This window comes from Methylobacterium sp. AC315 (assembly GCF_979253755.1).
Genome location: NZ_CEEDEA010000017.1, coordinates 33987 through 57241, shown reverse-complemented (window position 1 = coordinate 57241; position 23255 = coordinate 33987). Strand labels below are relative to the sequence as shown.

Below are 23255 nucleotides of genomic sequence, written 5' to 3'. Positions count from 1 at the left end.
GCCCCCCGCCATGAGAGAGTTCGACACGATGATGCGTCCCGCCATCTTCACGGTTTCCGTCACGGTGCCGCTGGCCCTGGTCCTGATGGCGGCCCCGGTCCTCGCCTCGCCCTGCTCGGACAAGATCGACGCCCTGTCGAAGCGTGTCACCTCGGAGGCGACCGCCTCGATCTCGGCCTCCACCAGCGGCCAGGGCAACGCCGCCAAGCGCGGCGGCGAGGGCGTGACCGGCACCGAGGGCCAGCGCGCCAACGAATCCCCGCAGGCCCCCCCGGAGAAGTCGGCCCAGGCCGGCGAGGGCGCGGATGCCGCCCAGCAGGCCAAAGTCGCGTTGGACGAGGCGCGCACCGCCGATTCCAAGGGCGACGCAAAGGGCTGCGAGGCCGGCGTGGCCCGGGCCGAGAGCCAGCTGAAGAAGGCGCCCTGAGGCGTCGGTCGCGGTACCGGGCCGGCGATCACGCGGGCCCGACCCCGCGACCGCGCCAACCCATCGTTCCGAGTTGCAGCTTTCGGCGGACCCGTCGTTCCCGGATCCGTTACGTCCGAGCGATGGTCTGCACCGTCATTCCGGGGCGCCGGAGGCGGCCCCGGAATGACCGGGCGGGGCGGCTCGGATCATTCCTCCGGTCAGGGGACTGAAACCGAGCATCCGCGTCCGGCGCGGCGTCGCCGCCCGGGCGGACGCCGCGAAACGCAGACGGGGATCGTGCCAACTCCGGCGGCGGTTTCGCTCGTCTCGGAGGGGTCGGTCCCCGGCGGCGGGCGGTCGGGGCGGCGCAACGTCCGCCCCGCGATGCGGCCTCAGGCGGCCGCGGCGGCGAGCGCGTGGGGGTTGCCGTTCAGGCCGGCGCAGAGATCGTCGATCTCGGCGAGGTCGAGGGCGTCCCCGGCCCGGCCCGCGATGGTGTCGATCAGGTCGTCCTGGCGGGGGTCGAACGGATGTCCCTGCATCCGGTAGAACTGGTAATAGCGCAAAGCCGCCAGGACGGTGTCACGCTCGCGGTCGGTTACGGTGAAGTGCTGCATGGGTCTTCGTCTTCCCCTTGTGGCTTCAACGAACGCCCGGGCGGGCCGCGACGCCGAACCCGAGCTTGACCGTTGTAACCGGTGGGCAACGACCCGAACAGTTCTTGACAGCTCGCGCGGATGTGATTCGCATTATTTAAGATTTTGGTCCTCGCCCCGGAAACCCGGTCGCGAATCGAAAAGCCGTTCGCCGGCAACGCCTTGCGGCCGGCGTGACCGTTACAGCCCGAGATCGGTCAGGTAGCGGGGCAGGACCGTGCTCGCCGGCCCGTAGCGCGCGTCGTCGAACGCGTCGGCGTTGTCCGAGGGGTCCAGGTTGATTTCGCAGGTGGGAATCGTCAGGGCCCGGGCCTGCCGCACGTACCCGGCCGCCGGGTAGACCGCCCCCGAGGTGCCCACGGCCACGAACAGGTCGGCCGCGGCCAAGGCCGCCTCGATCGCGTCGCGGTGCATCGGCATCTCGCCGAACCAGACGATGTCCGGCCGCATCCGGCCCGCCGTCCCGCAGGCCGGGCAGGACGACGCCCGGTTCAGGTCGTCGCGCCAGGGCGTGACCGTCCCGCACGCGGTGCAGCGGGCCTTGAGCAGCTCGCCGTGCATGTGGACCACCGCGCGCGAACCCGCCCGCTCGTGCAGGTCGTCGACGTTCTGCGTGCACAGGAACAGGCGTCCGCCTCGCTCGGCGAGCCGCGCCTCGGCCTCGGCCAGGGCCATATGCGCCGCGTTGGGCGCGGCCGCGACCACGCCCCGGCGGCGATGGTCGTAGAAGTCGAGCACCGCATCGGGATCGGCGGCGTAGGCTTCCGGGGTGGCGAGCTTCATCGGGTCGAACCGCGCCCAGATCCCGCCGCGGTCGCGGAACGTGCCGAGTCCGCTCTCGGCCGACACGCCCGCCCCGGTCAGCACGAAGATGTTTCTGGGGGCGCTCATGCGGCGTGCTCCAGGGAATGGCCGGATCGGTCCGCAGGTTGGCTGCGCGGTTTCTTTCGCGGGTTTCGCAAGAGGGCGATCCTGCCGCTCGCTTCACCGCGTGGGAGACACGAAATGTCCGATGTTGCGTTGCTGGTCATCGACGTCCAGGAATCCTTCCGTCACCGGCCGTTCTGGAGCGAGGCGGACGTGCCGCTGTTCACCGAACGCCTCCAGGCGCTGATCGACGGCGCGGCGGCGCGCCGCATTCCGGTGCTGCAGGTGTTCCACGTCGCGGAGACGGGTCCGTTTGCGGTCGAGTCCGGCCATGTCCGCACCCTCGAGCCCATCGTGATCGCGCCGGCGGCCATGTTCCACAAGCGCCGGCACAGCGCGCTGGTCGATACGGGTCTCGCGGGCTGGCTGACGCAGCGCGGCATCCGCCGCCTGATCGTGTCCGGGATCCGCACCGAGCAATGCTGCGAGACCACCACCCGCCACGCCTCCGACAGCGGCTTGCAGGTGGATTACGTCACCGAGGCGACGCTGACCTTCGCGATGACCCATCCTGACGGCCGCAGCTTCAGCCCGGACGACATCAAGGCCCGCACCGAGCTGGTCCTGGTGGACCGCTTCGCCCGCATCGCCACGGTGGCGCAGGCGCTCGCCGGCCGGGACCTGCCGGTCGCCGCATGAGCGAGGCGGCGCGGCGCAGCATCCCGGTCCTGGTGGTCCTGCCGCCGCGCACCCTGCTGCTCGATCTCGCCGGCCCGGTCGAGGTGCTGCGGATCGCCGGGGCGGTGCAGGAGCGGGTCGCCTTCGCGGTCCGCTACGTGGCGCCGGATCCGTACACCCGCTGCTCGATCGGGCTGGCCCTGAGCGGCGCCGAGCCGCTGCCGGAGGCGGTCGCGCCCGGCACCGTGGTGCTCCTGCCCGGCGCGTCGTCCCGGGTGCTCGGCCGCGCAGCCGATCCGGACGACGCGGCCGCCGAGGCGCGCATCGTCGACTGGCTGCGCGGCGCGATCCGGCCGGGCCACACCCTGGTGACGGTCTGCGAGGGCACGCTGATGGCCGCCCGGGCCGGGCTGTTCGACGGCTATGCCTGCACCACCCATCACGCGAGCTGCGCGCGGCTCGCCGCCCTGGCGCCCCGGGCGCGGGTGCTGGAGAACCGGCTGTTCGTGCAGGACCGGGACCGGTTCAGCAGCGCCGGCGTCACCGCGGGCGTCGACCTGATGCTCCACCTCGTCGCCGACTGGGCCGGCCCCGCCGCGGCGCTGGCGGCGGCCCGGACCCTGGTCGTCTACATGCGCCGCGGGCCCGACGACCCGCAGCTCTCGCCCTGGCTGGAAGGCCGCAGCCACCTGCATCCGGTGGTGCACCGCGCCCAGGACGCGATCGCGGCCGAGCCGGCGCGTGACTGGTCCCCCGAGATCTTGAGCCGCCTCGCCGGGGCGAGCCCGCGCAACCTCGCCCGCCTGTTCCGGCTCCATGCCGGCATGACCGTGACCGACGCGGTCAACCGCGCCCGGATCGCGCTCGCTCGGGACCTGATCGCCCAGACCGACCTCGCCCTGGAGCAGGTCGCCGACCGCGCGGGTTTTGGCTCCGCCCGGCATATGCGGCGGGTGTGGGGCCGGTTCCACGCGGCCGCCCCCTCGAGCCTCAGAGCCAAAATCCCGGTTTCGAAAGGTCCGTGACCTTTCGCGGGTCCAGGGCGGAGCCCTGGGTGCCTCAGGGGCTCCGCCCCCGAACCCCTGCCAAAGGGCTGCGCCCTTCGGGAACCCATGACTTGGGCACTCTGGACCCCGCCGGACGGCTGTGCCCTCCTCGCGTCGCCCGAATCGGCGCGGACGATGCATCCGCCCGTCCCGACAGGCGCCTGCGGGCGCGGAGGAGAGCGCGTCATGCCCGAATTCGACCTGGCGATCCGCGGCGGCACCGTGGTCACGGCGAGCGACACGGTGCGGGCGGATGTCGGCGTGCGCGGCGGGCGGATCGTGGCTGTGGCCGAGGGCATTGCCGACGCCGCCCGGGTGATCGACGCCTCCGGGCTGCTGGTCCTGCCCGGCGGCATCGACAGCCACGTCCACATCGCCCAGGATCCCGGCCCCGGCATCGTCATGGCGGACGATTTCGCCAGCGCGACCCGGGCGGCGGCGGCCGGGGGCAACACCTGCGTGATGCCGTTCGCGGTCCAGCCCCGGGGCGGATCGCTGCGCGGCGCGGTGGATGCCTACCGGGCCAAGGCCGAGGGCCAGTGCCACGTCGATGTGGCGATCCACATGATCGTCTCGGACCCGAGCGAGGCGGTGCTCGGCCAGGAGCTGCCGGCGCTGGTGGCCGACGGCTACACCTCGTTCAAGGTGTTCATGACCTACGACGACCTAGTCCTGAACGACCGCCAGCTGCTGGACGTGTTCCACGTCGCGCGGCGGCAGGGCGCCCGGGTGATGGTCCACGCCGAGGGCTACGACGCGATCCGCTATCTCAGCGACCGGCTGGAGCGGGCGGGCGAGACGGCGCCCTACGGCCACGCCCTGTCCCGGCCCGAGGTGGTCGAGCGCGAGGCGGCGCACCGGGCGATCAGTCATGCCGAGCTGATCGACCTGCCGATCGTGATCGTCCACGTCTCCGGCCGCGAGGCCACCGAGCAGATCGCCTGGGCGCAGGCGCGCGGGCTGAAGATCCGGGCCGAGACCTGCCCGCAATACCTGACGCTGACGGCCGAGCACATGAAGGGGCTCGGGCTCGACGACCCGATGGCGGGCGCGAAGTACGTCTGCTCGCCGCCGCCGCGGGACGAGGCCAGCCAGGAGGCGGTCTGGTCCGGCATCCGGCGCGGGATCTTCGACGTGGTCTCCTCCGACCACTCGCCGTTTCGCTACGACGATCCACAGGGCAAGCTGAACCCGCGCGGCAGATCCTCGTTCCGCTGGATCCCGAACGGCATCCCGGGGGTCGAGACAAGGCTGCCGGTGTTCTTCTCCGAAGGCGTCTCGAAGGGGCGGATCAGCCTCAACCAGTTCGTCGCGCTCACCGCCACGAACCACGCCAAGCTGTACGGCCTGTATCCGCGCAAGGGCTCGATCGCCCCGGGCTTCGACGCGGACCTCACCCTGTGGGACCCGAACAAGCGCGAGACGATCCGCCAGGAGATCCTGCACCACGGCTCCGACTACACCCCCTGGGAGGGCTTTGCGGTCACGGGCTGGCCCGTGATGACGATCGCGGGCGGCCAGGTGATCGCCGAGGACGGCAAGGTCCTGTCCGAGCCGGGCCGCGGCCGGGTGCTCGACCGGGCGGTCGATCCGGCCGAGCGGCGGGGTGCGTGACGGCGACGCTGGCCCGCCGCTTGCGTGCCGTCTCCGGGGGAGCTTCGCATGAATGTCGAGCTGATCGGCCTGACCAAGCGCTACGGCGCGGCCACCGCGGTCGACGCCATCGACCTGAAGGTGCCGTCCGGGGCCTATTGCTGCCTGCTCGGGCCCTCCGGCTGCGGCAAGACCACGACGCTGCGGATGATCGGCGGCCACGAGCGCGCGAGCGCCGGCGACGTGGTGATCGGCCCGAAAGCCGTGGGCGACGCGACGCCGGCCGAGCGCGGCACCGCCATGATGTTCCAGAGCTACGCCCTGTTCCCGCATCTCGACGCGCGGGACAACGTCGCCTTCAGCCTGCGCATGCGCGGCGTCAGCAAGGCCGAGCGCCGGGCCAAGGCGATGGCGATGCTCGACCTCGTGCAGATGGGCCACCTCGCCGGGCGCCTGCCGGCCCAGCTCTCGGGGGGGCAGCAGCAGCGCGTGGCGCTCGCCCGCGCGCTCGTCACCGGCCCGAAGGTGCTGCTGCTGGACGAGCCGCTCTCGGCGCTGGACCCGTTCCTGCGGGTGCGGATGCGGGTCGAGCTGAAGCGGATCCAGACGGAGCTCGGGCTCACCTTCATCCACGTCACCCACAGCCAGGAGGAGGCGATGGCGCTCTCCGACCTTGTGGTGGTGATGAATGCCGGCCGGATCGAGCAGGCCGCCGACCCGCGCACCGTGTTCGAGCGGCCGGCCACCGCCTTCGTGGCCCGGTTCATCGGCGGCCACAACGTGATCCGCCTGCCGGACGGGATGATCGCCGTGCGGGCCGACCGGATGCGGCTGGGCGCCGAGGCCGGCCCGGAGGCCCTGCCGGCCCGGGTGGTCGCGGTCGAGTACCAGGGCACCAGCGTCCATGTCGGGCTCGACGCGGAAGGGCTGGAGCGGGCGCCCGACAACTCGGCTGCCCTGACCGCCGTGCTCAGCGATGCCGCCTTCGCGGCCCGCCCGCTCCGGCCGGGCGACACGGTCCCGGTCGGCTGGGACGAAGCCGCAGCCCACCGCCTCGACGCGTAGACCTTTGGAGACGACCATGGATCCGTTCTCGAAGCCGAGCCGGCGCACGCTCCTGAAAGGCGCCGCGGCCCTGGCGGCGACGCCGGTGACCGGCTTCCCGGCCGTGCACGCGGCCGAGCCCGTGACTCTGCGCTACCTCGGCACCGCGGTGAGCCAGTCGGCGGACATCGCCCGGAAGGTGAAGGAGGATCTGGGTATCACCCTCGAGTACATCCCGGTGGTGACCGACGAGGTGACCAAGCGGGTGGTCACCCAGCCGAACTCGTTCGACCTGGTCGACACCGAGTATTTCAGCCTCAAGAAGATCATCCCGTCGGGCAACCTGGGCGGCCTGGACGCCAGGCGGATCGCACTCGCCGACAAGATCTCTTCGGTGTTCACCAAGGGCGAGGTGGCCGGCAAGCGGATCGGCGACCAGGGCACCGCGCCCAAGAAGGTGTTCTACCTCGAGGGTCAGGCCGCCAAGACCTTCGCGTCCGCGCCGACCGAGTGGCTGACCCTGATCCCGACCACCTACAACGCCGACACGCTGGGCATCCGGCCCGACCTGATCAAGCGGCCGGTGGAGAGCTGGAAGGATCTGCTCAACCCCGAGTTCAAGGGCAAGGCGTCGATCCTGAACATCCCCTCCATCGGCATCATGGACGCCGCCATGGTGGTGGAGGCCACCGGCGACTACACCTACGGCGACAAGGGCAACATGACGAAGCCCGAGATCGACCGCACCATCAAGGTGCTGATCGAGGCCAAGCGCGCCGGCCAGTTCCGGGCCTTCTGGCAGGACTTCAACGAATCCGTGAACCTGATGGCGTCCGGCGAGACGGTGATCCAGTCGATGTGGTCGCCCGCCGTGACCAAGGTGCGGGCGCAAGGGGTGCCCTGCACCTACCAGCCGCTCAAGGAAGGCTACCGCGCCTGGGCCCAGGGCTTCGGCATCCCGAAGACCCTGAGCGGCCGCAAGCTCGACGCCGCCTACGCGTTCATCAACTGGTTCCTGTCCGGCTGGGCCGGGGCCTACCTCAACCGCCAGGGCTATTATTCCGCGGTGCTCGAGACCGCGCAGGCGAACATGCAGCCCTACGAGTGGGCGTTCTGGATGGAGGGCAAGCCCGCCGAGAAGGACATCCTGGGCCCGGACGGCACCCTGATCGAGAAGGCCGGCGCCACACGCGACGGCGGCTCCTTCGACCAGCGCATGGGCTCGGTCGCCTGCTGGAACGCCGTGATGGACGAGAACACCTACATGGTGCGCAAGTGGAACGAGTTCATCGCCGCGTGAGCGCCGTGCCTGGCCCCTTCTCCGCCCCAGCTCTCGGGCTTGCCCGAGAGCCGGTCCCCTCCCCCCTCTGCGGGGGAGGGTGGCCCGCGAAGCGGGTCGGGAGAGGGGAGCGCCGTATCCGGAAAAGTCGCGACGGGCGTGAAACCCAGAACCGTCGCACCGGTCGCGGCCGCCCCCCGGGCCCGGCGCCGCAGCCTCGCCTACCTCCAGGCGGCGCCGCTGGCCCTGGTGTTCCTGGTCTTCCTGGTGGTGCCGCTGCTGCTCACCGCCGTGGTGTCGTTCTGGGAGTACAACGAGTACGCGATCACCCCGGCGCTGACCCTGCAGAACTACGCCGACCTGTTCGACGGCTGCCTGTCGGCCGACCTCTGCACCACGATCCGGACCTATCTCTCGACGCTGAAATTCGTCGCCCTGACGCTGGCGATCACCCTGCCGCTGGGCTTCTCCATCGCCTACTTCCTGGCCTTCCACGTCCGCTCGGACACGGTGCGGATGGGCCTCTTCCTGCTCTGCACGATCCCGTTCTGGACCTCGAACGTGATCCGCATGATCTCGTGGATCCCGCTGCTCGGGCGCAACGGCCTGGTCAACGACACGCTCCGCAGCCTCGGGCTGATCAGGGCGCCGATCGAGGGCCTGCTCTATTCCGACTTCGCGGTGGTGCTGGCCTTCGTGCACCTCGACACGGTGTTCATGATCGTGCCGATCTTCAACAGCCTGGCCCGGATCGACCGGTCGCTGATCGAGGCGGCGCGGGATTGCGGCGCGTCCGGGTTCCAGACCCTGTGGAACGTGGTGCTGCCGCTGACCAAGCCCGGCATCGCCATCGGGTCGATCTTCGTGGTCACGCTCGTGATGGGCGACTTCGTCACGGTCGGCATGATGGGCGGCCAGCAGATCGCCAGCGTCGGCAAGGTGATCCAGGTGCAGATGGCCTACCTGCAGTTCCCGGCCGCCGCCGCCAACGCGGTGGTGCTGCTCGCCGCCGTGCTGCTGATGATCCTGGGGCTCACCCGGATGATCGACCTGCGCAGGGAACTCTGAGGATGGAGCTGTAGGATGGACCGGCCGCGCGGCTTCGCCTTCTACGGGCTCGCCGGGATTTTCTGCCTCTACGTTCTGTTCCTGTACGGGCCGACCCTGACGATCCTCACCCTGAGCTTCCAGGGCCCGTCCGGCGGCCTGACCTTCCCGATGAACGGGGTCTCGACCCACTGGTTCGCCAAGCTGTGGGAGGGGGTCGGCGTCGTCGACATCTGGGCGGCGCTGCGGCGCTCGCTGATGCTCGGGCTGGTGGTGATGGCGCTCACCGTCACCCTCGCGTTCTACGCCGGCCTCGCCTTCCGCAAGGGGTTCGCCGGCGCCGGCCTGGTCTTCGCCCTGGCGGTGTCGAGCCTGATCGTGCCCTCGATCGTGGTCTCCCTCGGGATCGGTCTGGAGTTCCGGCTGCTGGACGACGCGGTCAAGGCGCTGGCCGAGGCCACGGGCTGGGGATTCCTGCAGGACCACGGCACGTTCATGGGCCTCTTCACGTCGGCACTGGGGGCGCACCTGACCTGGACGCTGCCCTTCGGGCTGCTGATCATGTTCGCGGTGTTCAACCGGTTCAGCCCCGCCTACGAGGAGGCCGCCCGCGACCTCGGCGCCACCGGGGCACAGACCCTGCGGCACGTGGTGGTGCCGATCCTGGCCCCGGCCCTGGTCGGCGTCGCGCTGTTCGGCTTCACCCTGTCGTTCGACGAGCTCGCTCGCACCAGCCAGGCGATCGGCGGCCGCAACACCCTGCCGCTGGAGCTGCAGGGCCTCACCACCACGGTGACGACCCCGGAGATCTACGCGCTCGGCACCACCACGACGGCGTTCTCCGCCCTGGTGATCGGCACCGCGCTCGGCCTGACCGTGTGGCTGCAGCGGCGCCGGGCCCGGCGGGCGCTCGCGGGGCTGCGGCCGTAAGGGGGCGGTTGGACGGGCAGTCTGTTGCCGGTTGAGGCGCGGCCCTTTCCCGGACGCCTGGCCCGGACGCCTGGAACGTCAGTGGACGGCGATCCGGGACCTCGCAGGCCATGCGCCGCGCAAGCGGCACCATCGAGACGCGGCGTTGCCGCGAAGGGACGCCTCGCGTCGTCCTGTGCTGGGTCCCATTCCGCTGACGCCGCATGCGCTCGGGACAAGGGGCGACGCCCGCATGGCAACGCTCTGCGAGTCAGTTTCCGTGGAGCCGGAATCTGCGACCATCACGCGTCAAGCTTGGCAGCGTTCATCCGCTCGGCGTGGTGGGCGCGCAACGCGGCGAAGACTTCAACGGCAGGAATCGCCGGCCGGGCCGGCAATCGGCCTCGGGCATGTCGACCCGCGATGCTGCTGAGGTGCGAGCGACAGCGCACCGAACATTGCCAATCCGCCCCCATCCGTGTATGCGCACCGCGCGCCCTCCGACACCCTTGGAGGCAGGGGCGCACCGGGAAGGTCACAGCCGTCCGCGTCGGGCGGCTTTTTCGTTTTCCGGGTCCAGCCATCATTTGAAGGATCACGCCATGAGCGCAGTCAAGACGCTTGAGGCCGTGGCACGCGACCGGGTCGGCAAGGGGGCCGCCCGGGCCGTTCGTCGCCAGGGTCAAGTTCCCGCCGTCGTGTACGGAGGCGGCCAGCCGCCGCAATCCATCGCCATCGACCTCGTCCGCGCGCGGACCCTGATCTATGCCGGCGGGTTCAAGACCACGCTGTTCGAGATCAAGGCCGGCGGCAAGACCGTCCGGGCGATCCCGCGCGACTTCCAGCTCGACCCGGTCTCCGGCGTCCCGCTGCACGTCGACTTCCTGCGCGTCGTCTCCGGTCAGACCGTGACCGTCGAGGTGCCGGTGCACTTCGTCAACGAGGACGCGGCCCCCGGCATCAAGAAGCTCGGCGGCACCCTCAACATCGTCGCCCACACCCTGACCCTCGAGGTCGCCCCCGACCAGATCCCGGACGCGATCGAGGTCGACCTGACCGGCCGCCAGATCGGCGACGTGATCCACGTCTCCGACGTCAAGATCCCGGCCGGCACGCATACCGGCGAGCCGACCGATCCGGTCGCCAACATCGTGCCGCCGACCGTGCTGGGCGCCGAGGTCGAGGCCGAGGAGGCCGCGATCGCCGAGGCGCAGTCGGCCGAGGCCGCCGAGGAGAAGGCCGAAGAGGCCGCTGCCGAGGACGAAGAGAAGAAGGACGGCGAGGAGGCCTGAGCCTCGTCGCATCCCGCGTCGCGTCGAGAGCCCCGGTCCCCGCCGGGGCTCTCTTCGTTTCCGGGGAAGCGCACCGCCAGATCCAGGGTTCCCGAAGGGGTCGACCCTTTGGGCGGGGTTCGGAGGCGGAGCCCTCGAGATGCCAGGGCTCTCCCCTGGGCCCGCAAAGGGTCTCGACCTTTTGAAACCGGGACTTTTTCTACGGATACAGCCGCGACCGGCTCCAGCCGTCGCCGGTCCGGGTGAAGCGGACCCGGTCGTGCAGGCGGTAATCGCCGTTCTGCCAGAACTCGAGCGACACCGGGGCGATGCGGAAGCCGGTCCAGTGCTCGGGCCGGGGGATCGGGCCGTCCTCGTAGCGGGCGGCGAGATCCTGCACCTCGGCCATCAGCGTGGCGCGGTCGACGAGCGGGCGCGATTGCCGGCTGGCGATGGCGCCGAGACGGCTCTCCCGGCGGCGGCTCTCGAAATAGGCGTCGGCCTCCTCCGGCGTCACCGGCGAGACCGGCCCCCGGGCGCGGACCTGCCGGCGCAGGCTCTTCCAGTGCAGGACCAGGGCGGCCTGCGGGTTCTGCGCCAGCTCCTCGCCCTTGGCGGATTGGAGGTTGGTGTAGAACACGAAACCGTGCGCATCGAAGCCCTTCAGCAGCACCATGCGCACGTCGGGAAGCCCGTCCGACCCCGCGGTGGCCAGCGCCATGGCGTTCGGATCCTCCGGCTCGGCGGCCTGGGCCTCGCGCATCCAGGCGTCGAACAGCGCGACGGGGTCGTCGCTGAGGGTAAAGTCCGAGGTCGGGGCAACCGCGCCGGCGCTCGGGTCATCGGTCCTTAACTGATCCACGGCAAGACTCCTGCCTGCCGCGTCCAGGGCCTGAGGGGGCCACCGACATCGGCATGTTCGGTCGAGCGGATAGCCCGTCGTGAGTCAGGTGTAATGCGGCGATGCGCGTGTAAAGAGCCAAGCCGACGGTTGCGCGCCCCTGTGGCGATGACGGCCGTTTCGCTGGCGATGCTCCTGTGCAGCTGCAGCCAGCCGCTGCTGGTGTTCCGCGGCGAGCCCGCTGCGGCGAACCCGCCCGTGGCCGAGGAGCCCGTGGTCACCGGCAGCATCGAGAAACGGCCCGCGAGCTTCGGCAGCGACCTCGGCGAGGAGGATTGGCGGCGCGCCCGGGCGGCGCTGTCGGTCGCCCTCGATCCGCAGGGTAACGGCCGGCCGGTGAAGTGGGACAACCCGGAGACCGGGCTGCACGGCGCGGTCAACCCGACCGGCTTGCCTTACGTGGCCGACGACCTGATCTGCCGCAACTTCCTGGCCTCGGTCATCGGCCCGGGCCGCAGCCGCTTCGTGCGCGGCACCGGCTGCAAGCCGTCCGGCGGCCATTGGACGCTCAAGCGGGTCCGGTCCGCCGCATCGGAGCGATCCTGATGCGCGCGCGTCGCTCCTGACGTCGGACGGGAGCGGGGCCGTGCAACCGGCAGCGTCGATCCCGCATGTCCCGTGCGGGCTTTGACGTTCCCGCATCGCGTTCGGGGCGTCCGTACACCTAAGAGCGACGCTTTCAGCGAGCGGGTGCCAATACGCATCCCCTCGCTCGGTGCGCGGGGAGGTGCGCGGGGAGAAGAGAACCCGCGCTTCGTCCAGGGTCTGCGAAGCCCCTCTCCTGCACGGGCGCAGGACTACCCCATCGGATAATGGGCCCGTCGCGGCCTGGGGAGGCGCTACGGACCCGTACGATCGCCGAAAACGGCTCGATCGGCCCGTGGGCCGAACCCGTCCTCAGTACGGGTAGCCGTAATACGGCCGCATGCGCAGGCGCGGCTGGGCGGCCGGCGGGGTGGCGGCGCGGGCGGCGGCCTCCGGATCGTAGGCGCGGATATACGGGTCCAGGGCGGGGTCGCGGTAATTGCCGTTGTTGACCCCGGCGGAGCGGTCGTTGCCGCTCAGCGCCGCGTAGGGCGAGAGGCCGCTGCCGCTGTCGCCACCGCCACCACCACCGCCGCCCCAGGCGAAGGCCGCGCTCGGGAGGCCGATGAGCAGAGCCGCCGCCAGCGGCATCGTCAGCGTCTTGCGCGTCATGTCGTGTCTCCGCATCACATCCAACGGTCGAACCGTTCAGCCGATCCGCGAGTTCCCGAGGCGGGCCTGGATCGCCGCGCGGCATGGTATCACGGCTGCGTAACGGTGGGTTATCGCGATGCGTTCGAGGCAGGCTCCCGCGTTCATCAACAGACTCCGCGCGGATTAACCGCTTAGCGCGGAGAACCTGCGACGAGACTTGTTTGATCGTGCTACGGAGCGATAGCATTCGTGCGTGCGACAACCATATCGTCGGCTGTCTTCGCGCTTGTTCGGGAACTGGATTCGCGGTGAGCGTCGCTACGGGATTCGACACGCCGCGCGGGTGCGTCTGATGGAGCGGGCGATCGGAGGCGCCGACGGGCCGGCCGCCGGGGTCGGCCGCGGGCCGGTCTGGCCGGAGCCCCGGGCGGTCGCCCCGCGCCCGGTCCTGCTGCGGATCGCCGTGCGGCTCGACCGCCGGACCCTGCGCGGCTGGCACATCCGCCTCCTCGACCAGCTCGGACAGGGTCTTGGCCGGCGCGTCCGGGTCGCCTGGGTCGCGGGCGAGCACGGGCTGCCGCCCAATGCCGAGTTGCTGTTCCGCCTGGAGGCGGCGATCCACGGCCTGCCCCGGCCGGGCCTGGCCACGCCGGCCGAGCCGGTGGCGCTGGCCGCCTACGGGGCGGACGCCCCGGCGGAGGACTCCGACCTCGTCCTCGACCTCTCGGGCGGGCCGGACGATCCCGCCGGCACCGCCCCCCCGGTCTGGCGGCTCGATTTCGACGGGATGCCGGGCGAGGCCGGGCTGCTCGCCGCCCTGTTCGCCGGCAACGCGCCGGTGGCGGCCCTGCGCGGTCCGGACGGTGCCCCGGTGGCGGTCGGGCGCCTCGGCGCGGAATCCCACACGGTGATGCTGGCCGCGTTCGAGGATTACCTCGCCCGGACCATCACGCTGATCGCCGCCGCCCTGGACGGCGCCGCCTCGACGCACCTGCCGGACGGGTCCGGGGCGGCGCTGCAACCGGCGTCGCGCTTCGACCTCGACGGCCTCGGCGTCAGCCGGCGCGCCGCCGGCGGCCTGGCCCGGCAGATCGCCCGCCGGCTCTACGCGCTCTGCTTCCACCGCCCGCAATGGCGGGTCGGCTGGCGCCGCGTCGTCGGCCCGGACCTGATCGATCTGCGCCGCCACCCCGAGGGCGGCTGGACCGACCTGCCCGACGACGGGCGGCGCTTCTACGCCGACCCGTTCGCGATCGCGCATGGCGGGTCGGTCACCCTGTTCGTCGAGGAATTCGACTATCGCCGCGGCAAGGGCGTGATCTCGGCCCTGAGCTTCGACGCGTCCGGGCCGCGCGGCCGTCCGGAGCCGGTTCTGGAGCTCGACACCCACCTGTCCTACCCGTTCGTGTTCGAGGCGGACGGGGCGGTCTGGATGATCCCGGAATCCCACGCCTCGGGCACGATCGACCTCTATCGGGCGACCGCCTTCCCGGGGGGCTGGGTGCACGAGGCGGTGCTGGTCGACCACGTGGTGGCGGGCGACGCCACGCTGCTGCACCACGAGGGGCGGTGGTGGATGTTCGCCACGGTCCGGGCGGGCGGGGGGAGCTATTCCGACACCCTCCACCTCTGGCACGCGCCGCATTTCCGCGGCCCCTGGACGCCGCACCCGCGCAACCCCGTGCTGATCGATGTCGGCTCGGCCCGGGCGGCGGGACCGATCGTGGCCCGCGACGGCGCCCTGATCCGGCCGGTGCAGGATTGCCGCCAGGGCTACGGCGCGGCGCTCGGCCTCGCCCGGATCCTGCGCCTCGACGGGGACGGCTACGAGCAGCGCGTGGAGACGCGCCTCGGCCCCGGGGCGGCCTGGCCCGGCTCGCGCCTGCACATGCTGAGCGCGGCCGGCGGCTTCGAGTTCATCGACGGCTCGCGCCGGGCCCGGGCGCGGCTGCTGGGGTGATCAGGGCCACGTCGCCAGCGCCCGGATCGACCGCGCGCTGCCGGACCCGAGCAACGCTTCCAGCAGAGCCACGCGCTGGCCCGCGATGACGCTCTTGAACACAGCGACTGAACGCCGTGCGCGCCCTCGACTGACGAAGGTCGAAACTCTCAGCTGGTCGCGATCAAGCCGCGTCAGGATAGGCCGGACGGCACATCCATGCGCCGATGCAGGATGCGGATGACATCGATCCCGGCACCTGTCTGCCGGTAGACTATGACATGCGATCCGACCGCGTATTGCGATAGCCGGCGCGGATCTCGACGGTGCAGCCGGCCTTCGCGCCGGTGGCAAGTTCGTCGGCCACGTCCACGATCCCCTGATGGTAGCGATCGGCTTGGTCCGGTGACCACCGGCCGAACGTGGAGCGCCAGATTTCTTCCAAGTCGGCGCGGGCGCGGGGGGGTGAACCGTGCACGGCTCTAGCGCTCAGACTTGGCCCGCATCGCCTGCAGGAACGCGGGACTGTCCAGCTCCGCCGCGGGACCGGACTCTTCCCCGGCGATAAGGGCTGCTTGAAGTGCGGTGACCTTCATCTCATGCTCTTCGAGCAGGCGCAGACCCGCGCGGACGACCTCACTGGCCGATCCGTAGCGCCCGTCGGTGACCTGACGATCGATGAACCCGGCAAAATGGTCCCCGAGCGAGACGGATGTGTTCTTCGCCATGGCAGCCCCCTGATACCAGAGGATACCATATTTTGGTATCGAACGCGCAGGGTACCGGACGGCCCCTCATGAGCCCGCATCCCCGCCGACCGAAAAGCCCGCTTGTGCCGATTGGCACCCTCGCGCATCTCGCATCGCGGCGCCGCGCACGCTAAGCCGGGCCTGCGCCCACGAACCCGAAGCCATCCGCCGAGAAGACCTGCATGGCGAGTCCCGTCGAACATGCGAGCTTCCTGCCGCCGGTCCTGACCTTCCTGGCGGCCGCGGTGATCGGCGTGCCGGTGTTCCGGCTGATCGGCCAGAGCGCGGTGCTCGGCTACCTGGTCGCCGGCGTGCTGATCGGCCCGTCCGGCCTGTCGCTGATCGCCGAGCCCGAAACCGCGGCGAGCGTCGCCGAGATCGGCGTGGTGCTGCTGCTGTTCATCGTCGGGCTGGAGCTGCACCTGTCGCAGCTGGTCTCGATGCGGCGGGACATCTTCGGCCTCGGCGCGGCGCAGCTCGTGGCCTGCGCGCTGGTGCTCGGCGGCGTCGGGCTGGCCGCCGGGCTCAGCCTCGGGGCGGCCACGGTGATCGGCATCGCGCTGGCCCTGTCGGCCACCGCGGTGGCGCTGCAGCTCCTGGAGGAGCGGGGCGACCTCGGCAGCGCCTATGGCGGCCGCGCCTTCGCGGTGCTGTTGTTCCAGGACCTCTCGGTGGTCGGCATCCTGGCGCTGATGCCGCTCTTGGCCACGGCGGGCGGCGGGGCCGGCGGCCCCTGGCTCGGGGCGGCGGCGATGTCCACCGGCAAGGCGGTGGCGGCGATCCTGGCGGTGGTGCTGGTCGGCCGCTACGGCCTGAACCCGTTCTTCCGGCTGCTGGCGGCCAGCGGCGCCCGCGAGGTGCTGACCGCGGCGGCGCTGCTGGTGGTGCTCGGCACGGCGCTGCTGATGGAGCAGGTCGGCCTGTCGATGGCGATGGGCGCGTTCCTGGCCGGCATCCTGCTCGCCGAATCAAACTTCCGCCACCAGCTCGAGGCCGAGATCGAGCCGTTCCGCGGCATGCTGCTCGGCCTGTTCTTCATGAGCGTCGGCATGTCGATCGACGGCAGCCTGGTGCGGGAGGTCTGGCCGGCCCTGTTCGGGGCGACGCTGGGGGCGATCCTGGTCAAGGTCGCGCTGGTCGCCGGCCTGTTCCGGCTGTTCGGCTCGGACACGCTCGGGGCGCTGCGCGGCGCGGCCGTGCTGGCGCCGGCGGGCGAGTTCGCGTTCGTGCTGCTGCCGCAGGCGGAGGATCTCGGGCTCACCGGCCCGACGGCGACGCGGTTCGCGGTGGCGCTGGCCGCGCTCACCATGCTGATCGGGCCGATCGCCGCCAAGGGACTCGACAAGCTGATCGAGCGCCGCACCGCCCGCGGGCAGCCCGACGTGTCGGAGCCCTCCGCGGAGCTGGCCGAGAGCGGCGAGGCCCGGGTGCTGGTGATCGGCTTCGGCCGGTTCGGTCAGGTGCTGACCCAGGTGCTGCTCGCCGAGGGCATCCCGGTCACCGTGATCGACAAGGACGTGGAGCAGCTGCGCGCGGCCTCGCGCTTCGGCTTCCGGATCTATTACGGCGACGGCACACGGCTCGACGTGCTGCGCGCCGCCGGGATCGGCCGGGTCGAGCTGGTCTGCATCTGCGTCGACGACCGCGCCGGGGCGCTCAAGATCGTCGACATCGTGCACGAGGAATTCGCCAGCGTGCGCACCTTCGTGCGGGCCTACGACCGCCTGCACGCCGTCGAGCTGATGAACCGGGACGTCGACTTCCAGATCCGCGAGACCGCGGAATCCGCCCTCGCGTTCGGGCGGGCGGCGCTGGAGGGGCTCGGCCTGTCCCCGGAGGTGGCCGCGGCCCGGGCCGAGGACGTGCGCAAGCGCGACATCGCCCGCCTGGTGCTGCAGCAGGCGGGCGCCCTGCCGGACGGCGCCGGCTGGATGCGCGGCGCCGCCGCGGGGCTGAAACCCGAGCCGCTGACCGAGCCGATCCGCCCGGCGCGCGCCTTGAGCACCGAGACCCGCGACCTGATCGGCAACGACCGGCGCGAGGCGGCCGAGCGGGTCCTCGACAAGCCCGCCCTCGCCCCGCAGGAGCCCGACGCGCCCGGAGCCGACGGCGAGGGTGAGACCGAGGGCGAGCCGGAATCCGAGCTGGAATCGGAAGGCAGCGCCCGGGATGCGTGAGCGTCCCGATGCCTGACGGCCTGCCCCCGGCCCCGGCGGGCCGGTTCGTCAGCGGCTCGATCCTCCGGCACGTGGTCGTGATGGCCGCCACCGGCTCCGTGGGGCTGATGGCAATCTTCGTGGTCGACCTGCTGTCGCTGTTCTACGTCTCGAAGCTCGGCGACCCGAACCTCACCGCGGCGATCGGCTTCGCGGCGATCGTGCAGTTCTTTGCCACCGCGGTGAATATCGGCCTGATGATCGCCGCCGGCGCGCTGGTGGGCAAGGCGGTGGGCGCGGGCGACCGGGCGGCGGCACGGCGCCTGTCGAGCTCGGCGCTGGGGCTGGGGAGCCTGGCCGCGGCCGTCATCGCGGCGCTGATCTTCGCCCTGTCGGACCCGCTGCTGAGCCTGATCGGCGCGCGCGGCGAGGCGCTGCGGGTGGCGGGGCTGTTCCTGGCCATCACGCTCCCGTCGAACCTGCTGCTCGCCGCCGGCATGCTGTTCACCGGCCTGCTCCGGGCGGTCGGCGCGGCCCGGCAGGCCATGCTGGTGACGCTGGCGGGCGCCATCGTCACCGCGGCGCTCGATCCGCTGCTGATCTTCGGCGCCGGCCTCGGCGTCGAGGGCGCGGCGATCACGGTCTGCGTGGCGCGGGCGACCTTCGTGGCGGTGGGCCTGCGCGGGGTCATGCGGCACCATCTGCTCGGCCTGCCGCGGGTGGCCGACATGGTCGCCGATGCGCCCGTGCTGGCGGCGGTCGCCGGGCCGGCGGTGCTGACCAACCTCGCGCCCTCGGTGGCGAGCGCCTTCCTGGCCCGGCTCTTTGCCGGCTACGGGGCAGACGCGGTGGCGGCCGCCGCCGTGATCGACCGGCTGACCCCGGTGGCCTTCGGGGGCCTGTTCGCCCTGTCGGGGGCGATCGGCCCGATCCTGGCGCAGAACTGGGGCGCGGGCCGGTTCGACCGGATGCGCGGGGTGCTGCGCGAGGCGGTCCGGGTGACGCTGGTCTACGTGGCCGTGGTCTGGCTGCTGCTGGCGCTCGCCCGCGAGCCCCTGGCGTCCCTGTTCGGGCTGCAGGGCGTGGCGCGCGACCTGTTCGGCTTCTTCTGCCTCGCCGGCGGGGCGATCTGGTTCTTCAACGGACTGCTGTTCCTCGGCAACGCCGCGTTCAACAACCTCGGCTTCCCGGTCCGCTCGACCGTGCTGAACTGGGGCCGCGCGACGCTGGGCACCGTGCCGCCCGCGATGCTCGGCGCCGCGCTCTACGGCCCGCGCGGGGTGGTCGCCGGGATGGGCCTCGGCTCGCTGGTCTTCGGCATCCTCGGCATCCTGCTCGCCCGCCGCACCGTCGACCGGCTGGAGGCGCGGGGCGGGCGCGTGCCGCAGCCGCAGCCGCAGCCGCAGCCGGCGCAGAACGCCCCGCCGCTGCCGGCCGGCCACCCCCATCCCGGGCCGGTGAGCTGAGCCCGGAGGCGCCCGGTCCGGCGCGGAATACCGCCCGATCGTCCGGGGCGGGCCGATCTGAGCACAAGTTCCTCTCGCGGGAACTGGTATTTCGCCGCGCAACCGGTCACCATGCCCCGTCCCGGCCGGTTCGACCGGGACGGGGACGAGGCGTCATGTTCAACCCGCTCGAGATGTTCCAGGCCCAGGGCGAGGCCGGGATCCAGGCGATGGCCCAGCAATTCGGCCTGAGCCCCGAGCAGACCGCCCGCGCCTTCGAGGCCTTGATGCCGGCCCTGACCCTCGGGCTCCAGCGCGGCGCCGGCCTCGACCCGAGCAGCTTCGCCCGGATGTTCGGGATGCCCGAGGCCGCCCGCGCCGCCGCGCCCCAGGGCCTCGAAGCCCTCACCCAGATGTTCGGCTCGGCCCCGCTGATGCAGGCGGTGCTGCGCCAAGCCTCCGCCACCAGCGGCGTCGGCGCCCAGGTGCTGCGCCAGATGCTGCCGATGATGGCCGGCGCCGTGGTGACGAGCATCGTCCACGTCATGCTCAACCCGCCGCAGGCCGAGCCCGCGCAGGCCCGGCCGGCCGCGCCCCCGCCCCCCGTGCCGTTCCCGTTCGGCCCGGCCTGGGGCGAGATGGCCAAGGCGTTCATGCCCGGCGCCACCGCGGCCCCGGCCCCGCCGCCGAAGCCCGTCCCCAAGTCGGCCGGGGAAAAGGCCGGCGAGGCGGGCTCCGCGATGATCGAGCAGATGATGCGCACCGGCGCCGAGGTGCAGGGCAACAACATCCGGGCGATGCAGGAGCTGTTCGAGACCTTCTGGCCGTCGTCGGGACAACCCGCGGCTCCGGCCCCGCCGAAGCCCGAGCCTACCCCGCCCAAGCCCCGGCGCGGCCGCGGCCCCGAGGGCGGGACCGGTTGACGCACGGGCGGCGATACGGCGCCGGTTGACCCGGTGCGGCCGGGACGCATCTCCCGCGGCGAAGGAGATGCCCCGATGACCGACCACCTGACCGCCTGGGACGCCCGCGCAGAGACCGTCGCCGCCAACGGCGTCGCCAAGCGCACGATCCCGGGTGCCGGTGCGAGCCTCGTGCGGGTCGTGGTGCCCGCGGGCGTCTCGGCGGGGCGCCACAGCCACGATCACGAGCAGTTCGTGCAGGTGATCTCCGGCTCCGGATTCCTCGAGACCGAGCAGGGCCGCACGCCGTTCGCCGCCGGCAGCGTGTTCCATTTCCCCGCCGGGACGTGGCATGCCGCCGCGTTCGAGACCGAGACCGTGCTGGTGGAGACGAATCTTTCAGCGCAGGGCTGAGAGGAATACGTTTCGGGAATCCCATCCAAGGCACGGCCGGTCAGGCGACGCGCTCGAGAACAGGTCTCCGTCAGGGCACGGTTCTGTGCTGGATCATCCTGCTCCCCCGTTAAGCCGCTTCTCCAGATCCTCGGCGGCGGGCACCGTGTCGCGCGCGTACTCGACCGCCTGATCGGCGGTCAGCAATCGGCCCTCCTGCGGATAGAAGGCGAGCCCTCCGACCAGCTTCACGCAGGCCGCGATCGCAATCAGTGCACCGATCGATTCTGAGATGGCACCGAAGCTGAAGGCATACACGCAAGGCCAAGAGCCACCGAAATCAATCTCTGCATAGGTTTCGGTCAGATCCGACAACGGGATGACTGAGCATTCGAAGCCCGTCTCCCGACCTTTCCGCATCGCCGGCAGATGTCCCGACGAAGCAGGGGGGATCTTTTCTGAGCCCAGCCGCAGATCAAAGCCAAGCGCGTCAATGGCAGCCTGCCACTCCGATCTGCTGGTGAGCGGTCGCGGGCATAGCGCATACGCTTCCATACTCATGCGTCACCAACTCCGACCCGAACAGCAACCGAGAAATGGCTTTTCACTGAAATACCCCGAAGAAGATGAATCTCGATAACCGGAATGCTTTCGTCGACGCCCGTACCCGTTCTCAATGCGCGAACGCGATTTGGCGATAGTCCTTCTTCACCGGTCTTGATGTCCCAGATTGCCCTGATTGGCGCGGCGCTGGTTCGACCATCCCGGAGAAGCACATCCGTGCGTATGCTTCCTGAAAAACCGTGCCGAACGACGTCACCGGCGAGAAACTCTGCTCGACACCGTCCCGGCCAATACCGGGAAGATCCAATTCACGCAGCCGCGCTGCCAGCTTCGCATGGATCTGAAGACCGTATAAAAACCCCTCTCCAGGCTCCGTGCTCTCGACGACGTCCTTGAGAACATCGAGAAGCTCATCCGTCTTCGCGTCGATCCGAGCATCGCCCGTTCGGTCCCTTCGAGCGACGGTCAGCGAGCCGTTCCCTCCGCACCATCGGCCATTGCAGTCGCGCGGCTGATCGGGTCTGAATCCGGCTTTGATGTCTAGAAGGCGAAGGGCAATGAAAGCCAGACTGAGACGAAGTTCTGCGATGGCATACGCTAAGGTCGGATCCTGGTCATGACTTCACATGGCGCTGCTGCCCATCACGTTCGTTCTTGTTTTATTCCATGATTCTTTTCCTGATGTCAAGCGATTCTGGGCACTTCTAGGATCGCGCGCCCACTGCGGGCCGACAGCGCCAAACATCCCACCTGCGCGAAGCATCTCACCTGCGGCAAATTATTCTTTGCGCCGATCCAAAATGCCTGTGCTTGGCGGCACGGGCCGGCCCGTGTAGGAATCCCGCACGAATGCCCGCCCGTGCACGCCGACGAAAGGCCGGGCACCGCCCCTTCCAGAACAGAGGCAGACCATGAGCGCCGGTACCGCCGCCGACAAGCACTTCTCGAACAGCTTCTTCGCGGCCCCGCTGACCGAGGCCGATCCCGAGATCGCCGAGGCGGTGTCGAAGGAACTCGGACGCCAGCAGCACGAGATCGAGCTGATCGCCTCGGAGAACATCGTCTCCCGCGCCGTGCTGGAAGCGCAGGGCTCGGTGCTGACCAACAAGTACGCGGAAGGCTATCCGGGCCGGCGCTACTACGGCGGCTGCCAGTTCGTGGACATCGCCGAGAACCTCGCCATCGATCGCGCCAAGCGCCTGTTCGATTGCGGCTTCGCCAACGTGCAGCCGAATTCCGGCTCGCAGGCCAACCAGGGCGTGTTCCTGGCCCTGATGCAGCCCGGCGACACCTTCCTGGGCCTCGACCTCGCGGCCGGCGGCCACCTCACCCACGGCGCCCCGCCCAACGTCTCGGGCAAGTGGTTCAAGCCGGTCTCCTACACGGTGCGCCGCGATGACCAGCGCATCGACATGGAGCAGGTCGCCGCCCTCGCCGAGGAGCACAAGCCGAAGGTGATCATCGCCGGCGGCTCGGGCTACCCGCGCCACTGGGACTTCGCCAAGTTCCGCGAGATCGCCGATTCCGTCGGCGCCTACTTCATGGTCGACGCGGCCCACTTCGCCGGCCTGATCGCGGCCGGCGTGCATCCGTCGCCGTTCCCGCACGCCCACGTGGTCACCACCACCACGCACAAGACGCTCCGCGGCCCCCGCGGCGGCATGATCCTCACGAACGACGAGGCGCTCGCCAAGAAGTTCAACTCGGCGATCTTCCCCGGTCTCCAGGGCGGCCCGCTGATGCACGTCATCGCCGGCAAGGCGGTGGCCTTCGGTGAGGCGCTCCGGCCCGAGTTCAAGATCTACGCCCGCCAGGTGGTGGAGAACGCCAAGGCGCTCGCCGACACCCTGATGTCGGGGGGCTACGACATCACCTCGGGCGGCACCGACAACCACCTGATGCTGGTGGACCTGCAGCGGAAGGGCCTCACCGGCAAGGCGGCCGAGGCCGCCCTGTCGCGGGCCGACATCACCTGCAACAAGAACGGCGTGCCGTTCGACACCCAGAAGCCGACGATCACGTCGGGCATCCGGCTCGGCACCCCGGCCGGCACCTCGCGCGGCTTCGGCGTCGCCGAGTTCAAGCAGATCGGCGGCTTCATCGTCGAGGTGCTGGACGGCATGGTGGCCAAGGGCGAGGCCGGCGATCCGGAGGTCGAGGCCTCGGTGAAGAGCCGCGTCCACGCCCTGACCGACCGGTTCCCGATCTACGGCTGAGGCCGGTGCGCG

At 70.9% G+C, this 23255-nt stretch carries 22 protein-coding genes and 1 pseudogene; 16 read left to right on the top strand and 7 right to left on the bottom strand.

Annotated elements, in window-relative coordinates:
• Nucleotides 1–28: 28 nt before the first annotated feature.
• The gene (locus AC0IY0_RS22450; RefSeq protein ID WP_471765587.1) at nt 29–427 is read left to right on the top strand and encodes a hypothetical protein; all 399 of its coding nucleotides are present in this window, start codon (nt 29–31) and stop codon (nt 425–427) included.
• 374 nt (nt 428–801) lie between these two features.
• Here AC0IY0_RS22450 and AC0IY0_RS22445 read toward each other — a convergent pair whose 3' ends face one another.
• Nucleotides 802–1026: a hypothetical protein gene (locus tag AC0IY0_RS22445; protein ID WP_147910390.1), complete on the bottom strand. Its 225-nt coding sequence runs from the start codon at nt 1024–1026 to the stop codon at nt 802–804.
• 219 nt (nt 1027–1245) lie between these two features.
• The gene (locus AC0IY0_RS22440; RefSeq protein WP_471765585.1) at nt 1246–1956 is read right to left on the bottom strand and encodes a Sir2 family NAD-dependent protein deacetylase; all 711 of its coding nucleotides are present in this window, start codon (nt 1954–1956) and stop codon (nt 1246–1248) included.
• 114 nt (nt 1957–2070) lie between these two features.
• Here AC0IY0_RS22440 and AC0IY0_RS22435 point away from each other — a divergent pair, with 114 nt between their 5' ends.
• From AC0IY0_RS22435 to AC0IY0_RS22400, 8 genes are all read left to right on the top strand, one after another.
• Nucleotides 2071–2631 (top strand): isochorismatase family protein, encoded by a 561-nt coding sequence (locus AC0IY0_RS22435; RefSeq protein WP_147910392.1) that lies wholly within the window; start codon nt 2071–2073, stop codon nt 2629–2631.
• Entirely contained in the window at nt 2628–3635 is a 1008-nt protein-coding gene (locus tag AC0IY0_RS22430) for a GlxA family transcriptional regulator (RefSeq protein ID WP_471765583.1), read from the top strand. Before AC0IY0_RS22435 ends, AC0IY0_RS22430 begins: the two co-directional genes overlap by 4 nt.
• A 207-nt stretch (nt 3636–3842) precedes the next feature.
• Nucleotides 3843–5270 carry a dihydropyrimidinase gene (hydA, locus tag AC0IY0_RS22425; RefSeq protein ID WP_147910394.1) on the top strand — a complete coding sequence of 476 codons (1428 nt, stop codon included), beginning with the start codon at nt 3843–3845 and terminating at the stop codon, nt 5268–5270.
• A 48-nt stretch (nt 5271–5318) separates the two neighbouring features.
• Entirely contained in the window at nt 5319–6314 is a 996-nt protein-coding gene (locus AC0IY0_RS22420; RefSeq protein WP_471765581.1) for an ABC transporter ATP-binding protein, read from the top strand.
• Nucleotides 6315–6330: 16 nt separating this feature from the next.
• A complete protein-coding gene (locus AC0IY0_RS22415) occupies nt 6331–7593 on the top strand; it encodes an ABC transporter substrate-binding protein (protein ID WP_147941866.1) in 1263 nt (420 codons plus the stop codon).
• A gap of 138 nt (nt 7594–7731) precedes the next feature.
• Nucleotides 7732–8640: an ABC transporter permease gene (locus AC0IY0_RS22410; RefSeq protein WP_471765580.1), complete on the top strand. Its 909-nt coding sequence runs from the start codon at nt 7732–7734 to the stop codon at nt 8638–8640.
• Between the two features lie 15 nt (nt 8641–8655).
• Nucleotides 8656–9549, top strand: a complete 894-nt coding sequence (locus AC0IY0_RS22405) for an ABC transporter permease (RefSeq protein ID WP_147856256.1) — start codon at nt 8656–8658, stop codon at nt 9547–9549.
• Nucleotides 9550–10130: 581 nt separating this feature from the next.
• The gene (locus AC0IY0_RS22400; protein WP_147908443.1) at nt 10131–10820 is read left to right on the top strand and encodes a 50S ribosomal protein L25/general stress protein Ctc; all 690 of its coding nucleotides are present in this window, start codon (nt 10131–10133) and stop codon (nt 10818–10820) included.
• Nucleotides 10821–11019: 199 nt separating this feature from the next.
• Here the strand turns inward: AC0IY0_RS22400 and pdxH are convergent, their stop codons facing one another.
• Nucleotides 11020–11661, bottom strand: a complete 642-nt coding sequence (pdxH, locus tag AC0IY0_RS22395) for a pyridoxamine 5'-phosphate oxidase (protein WP_147908444.1) — start codon at nt 11659–11661, stop codon at nt 11020–11022.
• 93 nt (nt 11662–11754) lie between these two features.
• On the opposite strand from pdxH, the gene AC0IY0_RS22390 reads away from it, so the two are divergent.
• Nucleotides 11755–12246 (top strand): RT0821/Lpp0805 family surface protein, encoded by a 492-nt coding sequence (locus AC0IY0_RS22390; protein ID WP_246692151.1) that lies wholly within the window; start codon nt 11755–11757, stop codon nt 12244–12246.
• A gap of 351 nt (nt 12247–12597) precedes the next feature.
• Here AC0IY0_RS22390 and AC0IY0_RS22385 read toward each other — a convergent pair whose 3' ends face one another.
• Nucleotides 12598–12897, bottom strand: a complete 300-nt coding sequence (locus AC0IY0_RS22385) for a hypothetical protein (RefSeq protein WP_147899151.1) — start codon at nt 12895–12897, stop codon at nt 12598–12600.
• Nucleotides 12898–13231: 334 nt separating this feature from the next.
• On the opposite strand from AC0IY0_RS22385, the gene AC0IY0_RS22380 reads away from it, so the two are divergent.
• Nucleotides 13232–14839, top strand: coding sequence for a glucosamine inositolphosphorylceramide transferase family protein (locus tag AC0IY0_RS22380; RefSeq protein WP_471765579.1), 1608 nt, complete (start codon nt 13232–13234; stop codon nt 14837–14839).
• 173 nt (nt 14840–15012) lie between these two features.
• On the opposite strand, the pseudogene AC0IY0_RS22375 reads toward AC0IY0_RS22380, so the two are convergent.
• Both AC0IY0_RS22375 and AC0IY0_RS22370 read right to left on the bottom strand, forming a co-directional pair.
• Nucleotides 15013–15296, bottom strand: a pseudogene (locus tag AC0IY0_RS22375) (type II toxin-antitoxin system RelE/ParE family toxin).
• A 4-nt stretch (nt 15297–15300) separates the two neighbouring features.
• On the bottom strand, nt 15301–15546 hold the full coding sequence (locus AC0IY0_RS22370; RefSeq protein ID WP_471765577.1) for a type II toxin-antitoxin system ParD family antitoxin: 246 nt from the start codon (nt 15544–15546) through the stop codon (nt 15301–15303).
• A 203-nt stretch (nt 15547–15749) separates the two neighbouring features.
• On the opposite strand from AC0IY0_RS22370, the gene AC0IY0_RS22365 reads away from it, so the two are divergent.
• The 4 genes from AC0IY0_RS22365 (at nt 15750) to AC0IY0_RS22350 (ending at nt 20484) form a co-directional block, all read left to right on the top strand.
• Nucleotides 15750–17744: a monovalent cation:proton antiporter-2 (CPA2) family protein gene (locus AC0IY0_RS22365; RefSeq protein ID WP_147908449.1), complete on the top strand. Its 1995-nt coding sequence runs from the start codon at nt 15750–15752 to the stop codon at nt 17742–17744.
• Between the two features lie 8 nt (nt 17745–17752).
• Nucleotides 17753–19189, top strand: a complete 1437-nt coding sequence (locus tag AC0IY0_RS22360; RefSeq protein WP_471765576.1) for an MATE family efflux transporter — start codon at nt 17753–17755, stop codon at nt 19187–19189.
• A 155-nt stretch (nt 19190–19344) separates the two neighbouring features.
• Nucleotides 19345–20091, top strand: a complete 747-nt coding sequence (locus tag AC0IY0_RS22355; RefSeq protein WP_471765574.1) for a DUF937 domain-containing protein — start codon at nt 19345–19347, stop codon at nt 20089–20091.
• 75 nt (nt 20092–20166) lie between these two features.
• Complete coding sequence (locus tag AC0IY0_RS22350; RefSeq protein ID WP_147856674.1) at nt 20167–20484, top strand: cupin domain-containing protein; 318 nt, start codon at nt 20167–20169, stop codon at nt 20482–20484.
• A gap of 93 nt (nt 20485–20577) precedes the next feature.
• Here AC0IY0_RS22350 and AC0IY0_RS22345 read toward each other — a convergent pair whose 3' ends face one another.
• Entirely contained in the window at nt 20578–21024 is a 447-nt protein-coding gene (locus tag AC0IY0_RS22345) for a hypothetical protein (RefSeq protein ID WP_147908453.1), read from the bottom strand.
• Between the two features lie 914 nt (nt 21025–21938).
• On the opposite strand from AC0IY0_RS22345, the gene glyA reads away from it, so the two are divergent.
• Entirely contained in the window at nt 21939–23243 is a 1305-nt protein-coding gene (gene glyA / locus AC0IY0_RS22340; protein WP_147940121.1) for a serine hydroxymethyltransferase, read from the top strand.
• The last annotated feature ends 12 nt before the right edge of the window (nt 23244–23255 follow it).

Excerpts from the sequence above, each read along its gene's own strand:
- AC0IY0_RS22450 (WP_471765587.1), top strand. The coding sequence starts at position 29 with ATGATGCGTCCCGCCATCTTCACGGTTTCCGTCACGGTGCCGCTGGCC.
- AC0IY0_RS22445 (WP_147910390.1), bottom strand. The coding sequence starts at position 1,026 with ATGCAGCACTTCACCGTAACCGACCGCGAGCGTGACACCGTCCTGGCG.
- AC0IY0_RS22440 (WP_471765585.1), bottom strand. The coding sequence starts at position 1,956 with ATGAGCGCCCCCAGAAACATCTTCGTGCTGACCGGGGCGGGCGTGTCG.
- AC0IY0_RS22435 (WP_147910392.1), top strand. The coding sequence starts at position 2,071 with ATGTCCGATGTTGCGTTGCTGGTCATCGACGTCCAGGAATCCTTCCGT.
- AC0IY0_RS22430 (WP_471765583.1), top strand. The coding sequence starts at position 2,628 with ATGAGCGAGGCGGCGCGGCGCAGCATCCCGGTCCTGGTGGTCCTGCCG.
- hydA (WP_147910394.1), top strand. The coding sequence starts at position 3,843 with ATGCCCGAATTCGACCTGGCGATCCGCGGCGGCACCGTGGTCACGGCG.
- AC0IY0_RS22420 (WP_471765581.1), top strand. The coding sequence starts at position 5,319 with ATGAATGTCGAGCTGATCGGCCTGACCAAGCGCTACGGCGCGGCCACC.
- AC0IY0_RS22415 (WP_147941866.1), top strand. The coding sequence starts at position 6,331 with ATGGATCCGTTCTCGAAGCCGAGCCGGCGCACGCTCCTGAAAGGCGCC.
- AC0IY0_RS22405 (WP_147856256.1), top strand. The coding sequence starts at position 8,656 with ATGGACCGGCCGCGCGGCTTCGCCTTCTACGGGCTCGCCGGGATTTTC.
- AC0IY0_RS22400 (WP_147908443.1), top strand. The coding sequence starts at position 10,131 with ATGAGCGCAGTCAAGACGCTTGAGGCCGTGGCACGCGACCGGGTCGGC.
- AC0IY0_RS22390 (WP_246692151.1), top strand. The coding sequence starts at position 11,755 with ATGCGGCGATGCGCGTGTAAAGAGCCAAGCCGACGGTTGCGCGCCCCT.
- AC0IY0_RS22385 (WP_147899151.1), bottom strand. The coding sequence starts at position 12,897 with ATGACGCGCAAGACGCTGACGATGCCGCTGGCGGCGGCTCTGCTCATC.
- AC0IY0_RS22380 (WP_471765579.1), top strand. The coding sequence starts at position 13,232 with ATGGAGCGGGCGATCGGAGGCGCCGACGGGCCGGCCGCCGGGGTCGGC.
- AC0IY0_RS22370 (WP_471765577.1), bottom strand. The coding sequence starts at position 15,546 with ATGGCGAAGAACACATCCGTCTCGCTCGGGGACCATTTTGCCGGGTTC.
- AC0IY0_RS22365 (WP_147908449.1), top strand. The coding sequence starts at position 15,750 with ATGGCGAGTCCCGTCGAACATGCGAGCTTCCTGCCGCCGGTCCTGACC.
- AC0IY0_RS22360 (WP_471765576.1), top strand. The coding sequence starts at position 17,753 with ATGCCTGACGGCCTGCCCCCGGCCCCGGCGGGCCGGTTCGTCAGCGGC.
- AC0IY0_RS22355 (WP_471765574.1), top strand. The coding sequence starts at position 19,345 with ATGTTCAACCCGCTCGAGATGTTCCAGGCCCAGGGCGAGGCCGGGATC.
- AC0IY0_RS22350 (WP_147856674.1), top strand. The coding sequence starts at position 20,167 with ATGACCGACCACCTGACCGCCTGGGACGCCCGCGCAGAGACCGTCGCC.
- AC0IY0_RS22345 (WP_147908453.1), bottom strand. The coding sequence starts at position 21,024 with ATGAGTATGGAAGCGTATGCGCTATGCCCGCGACCGCTCACCAGCAGA.
- glyA (WP_147940121.1), top strand. The coding sequence starts at position 21,939 with ATGAGCGCCGGTACCGCCGCCGACAAGCACTTCTCGAACAGCTTCTTC.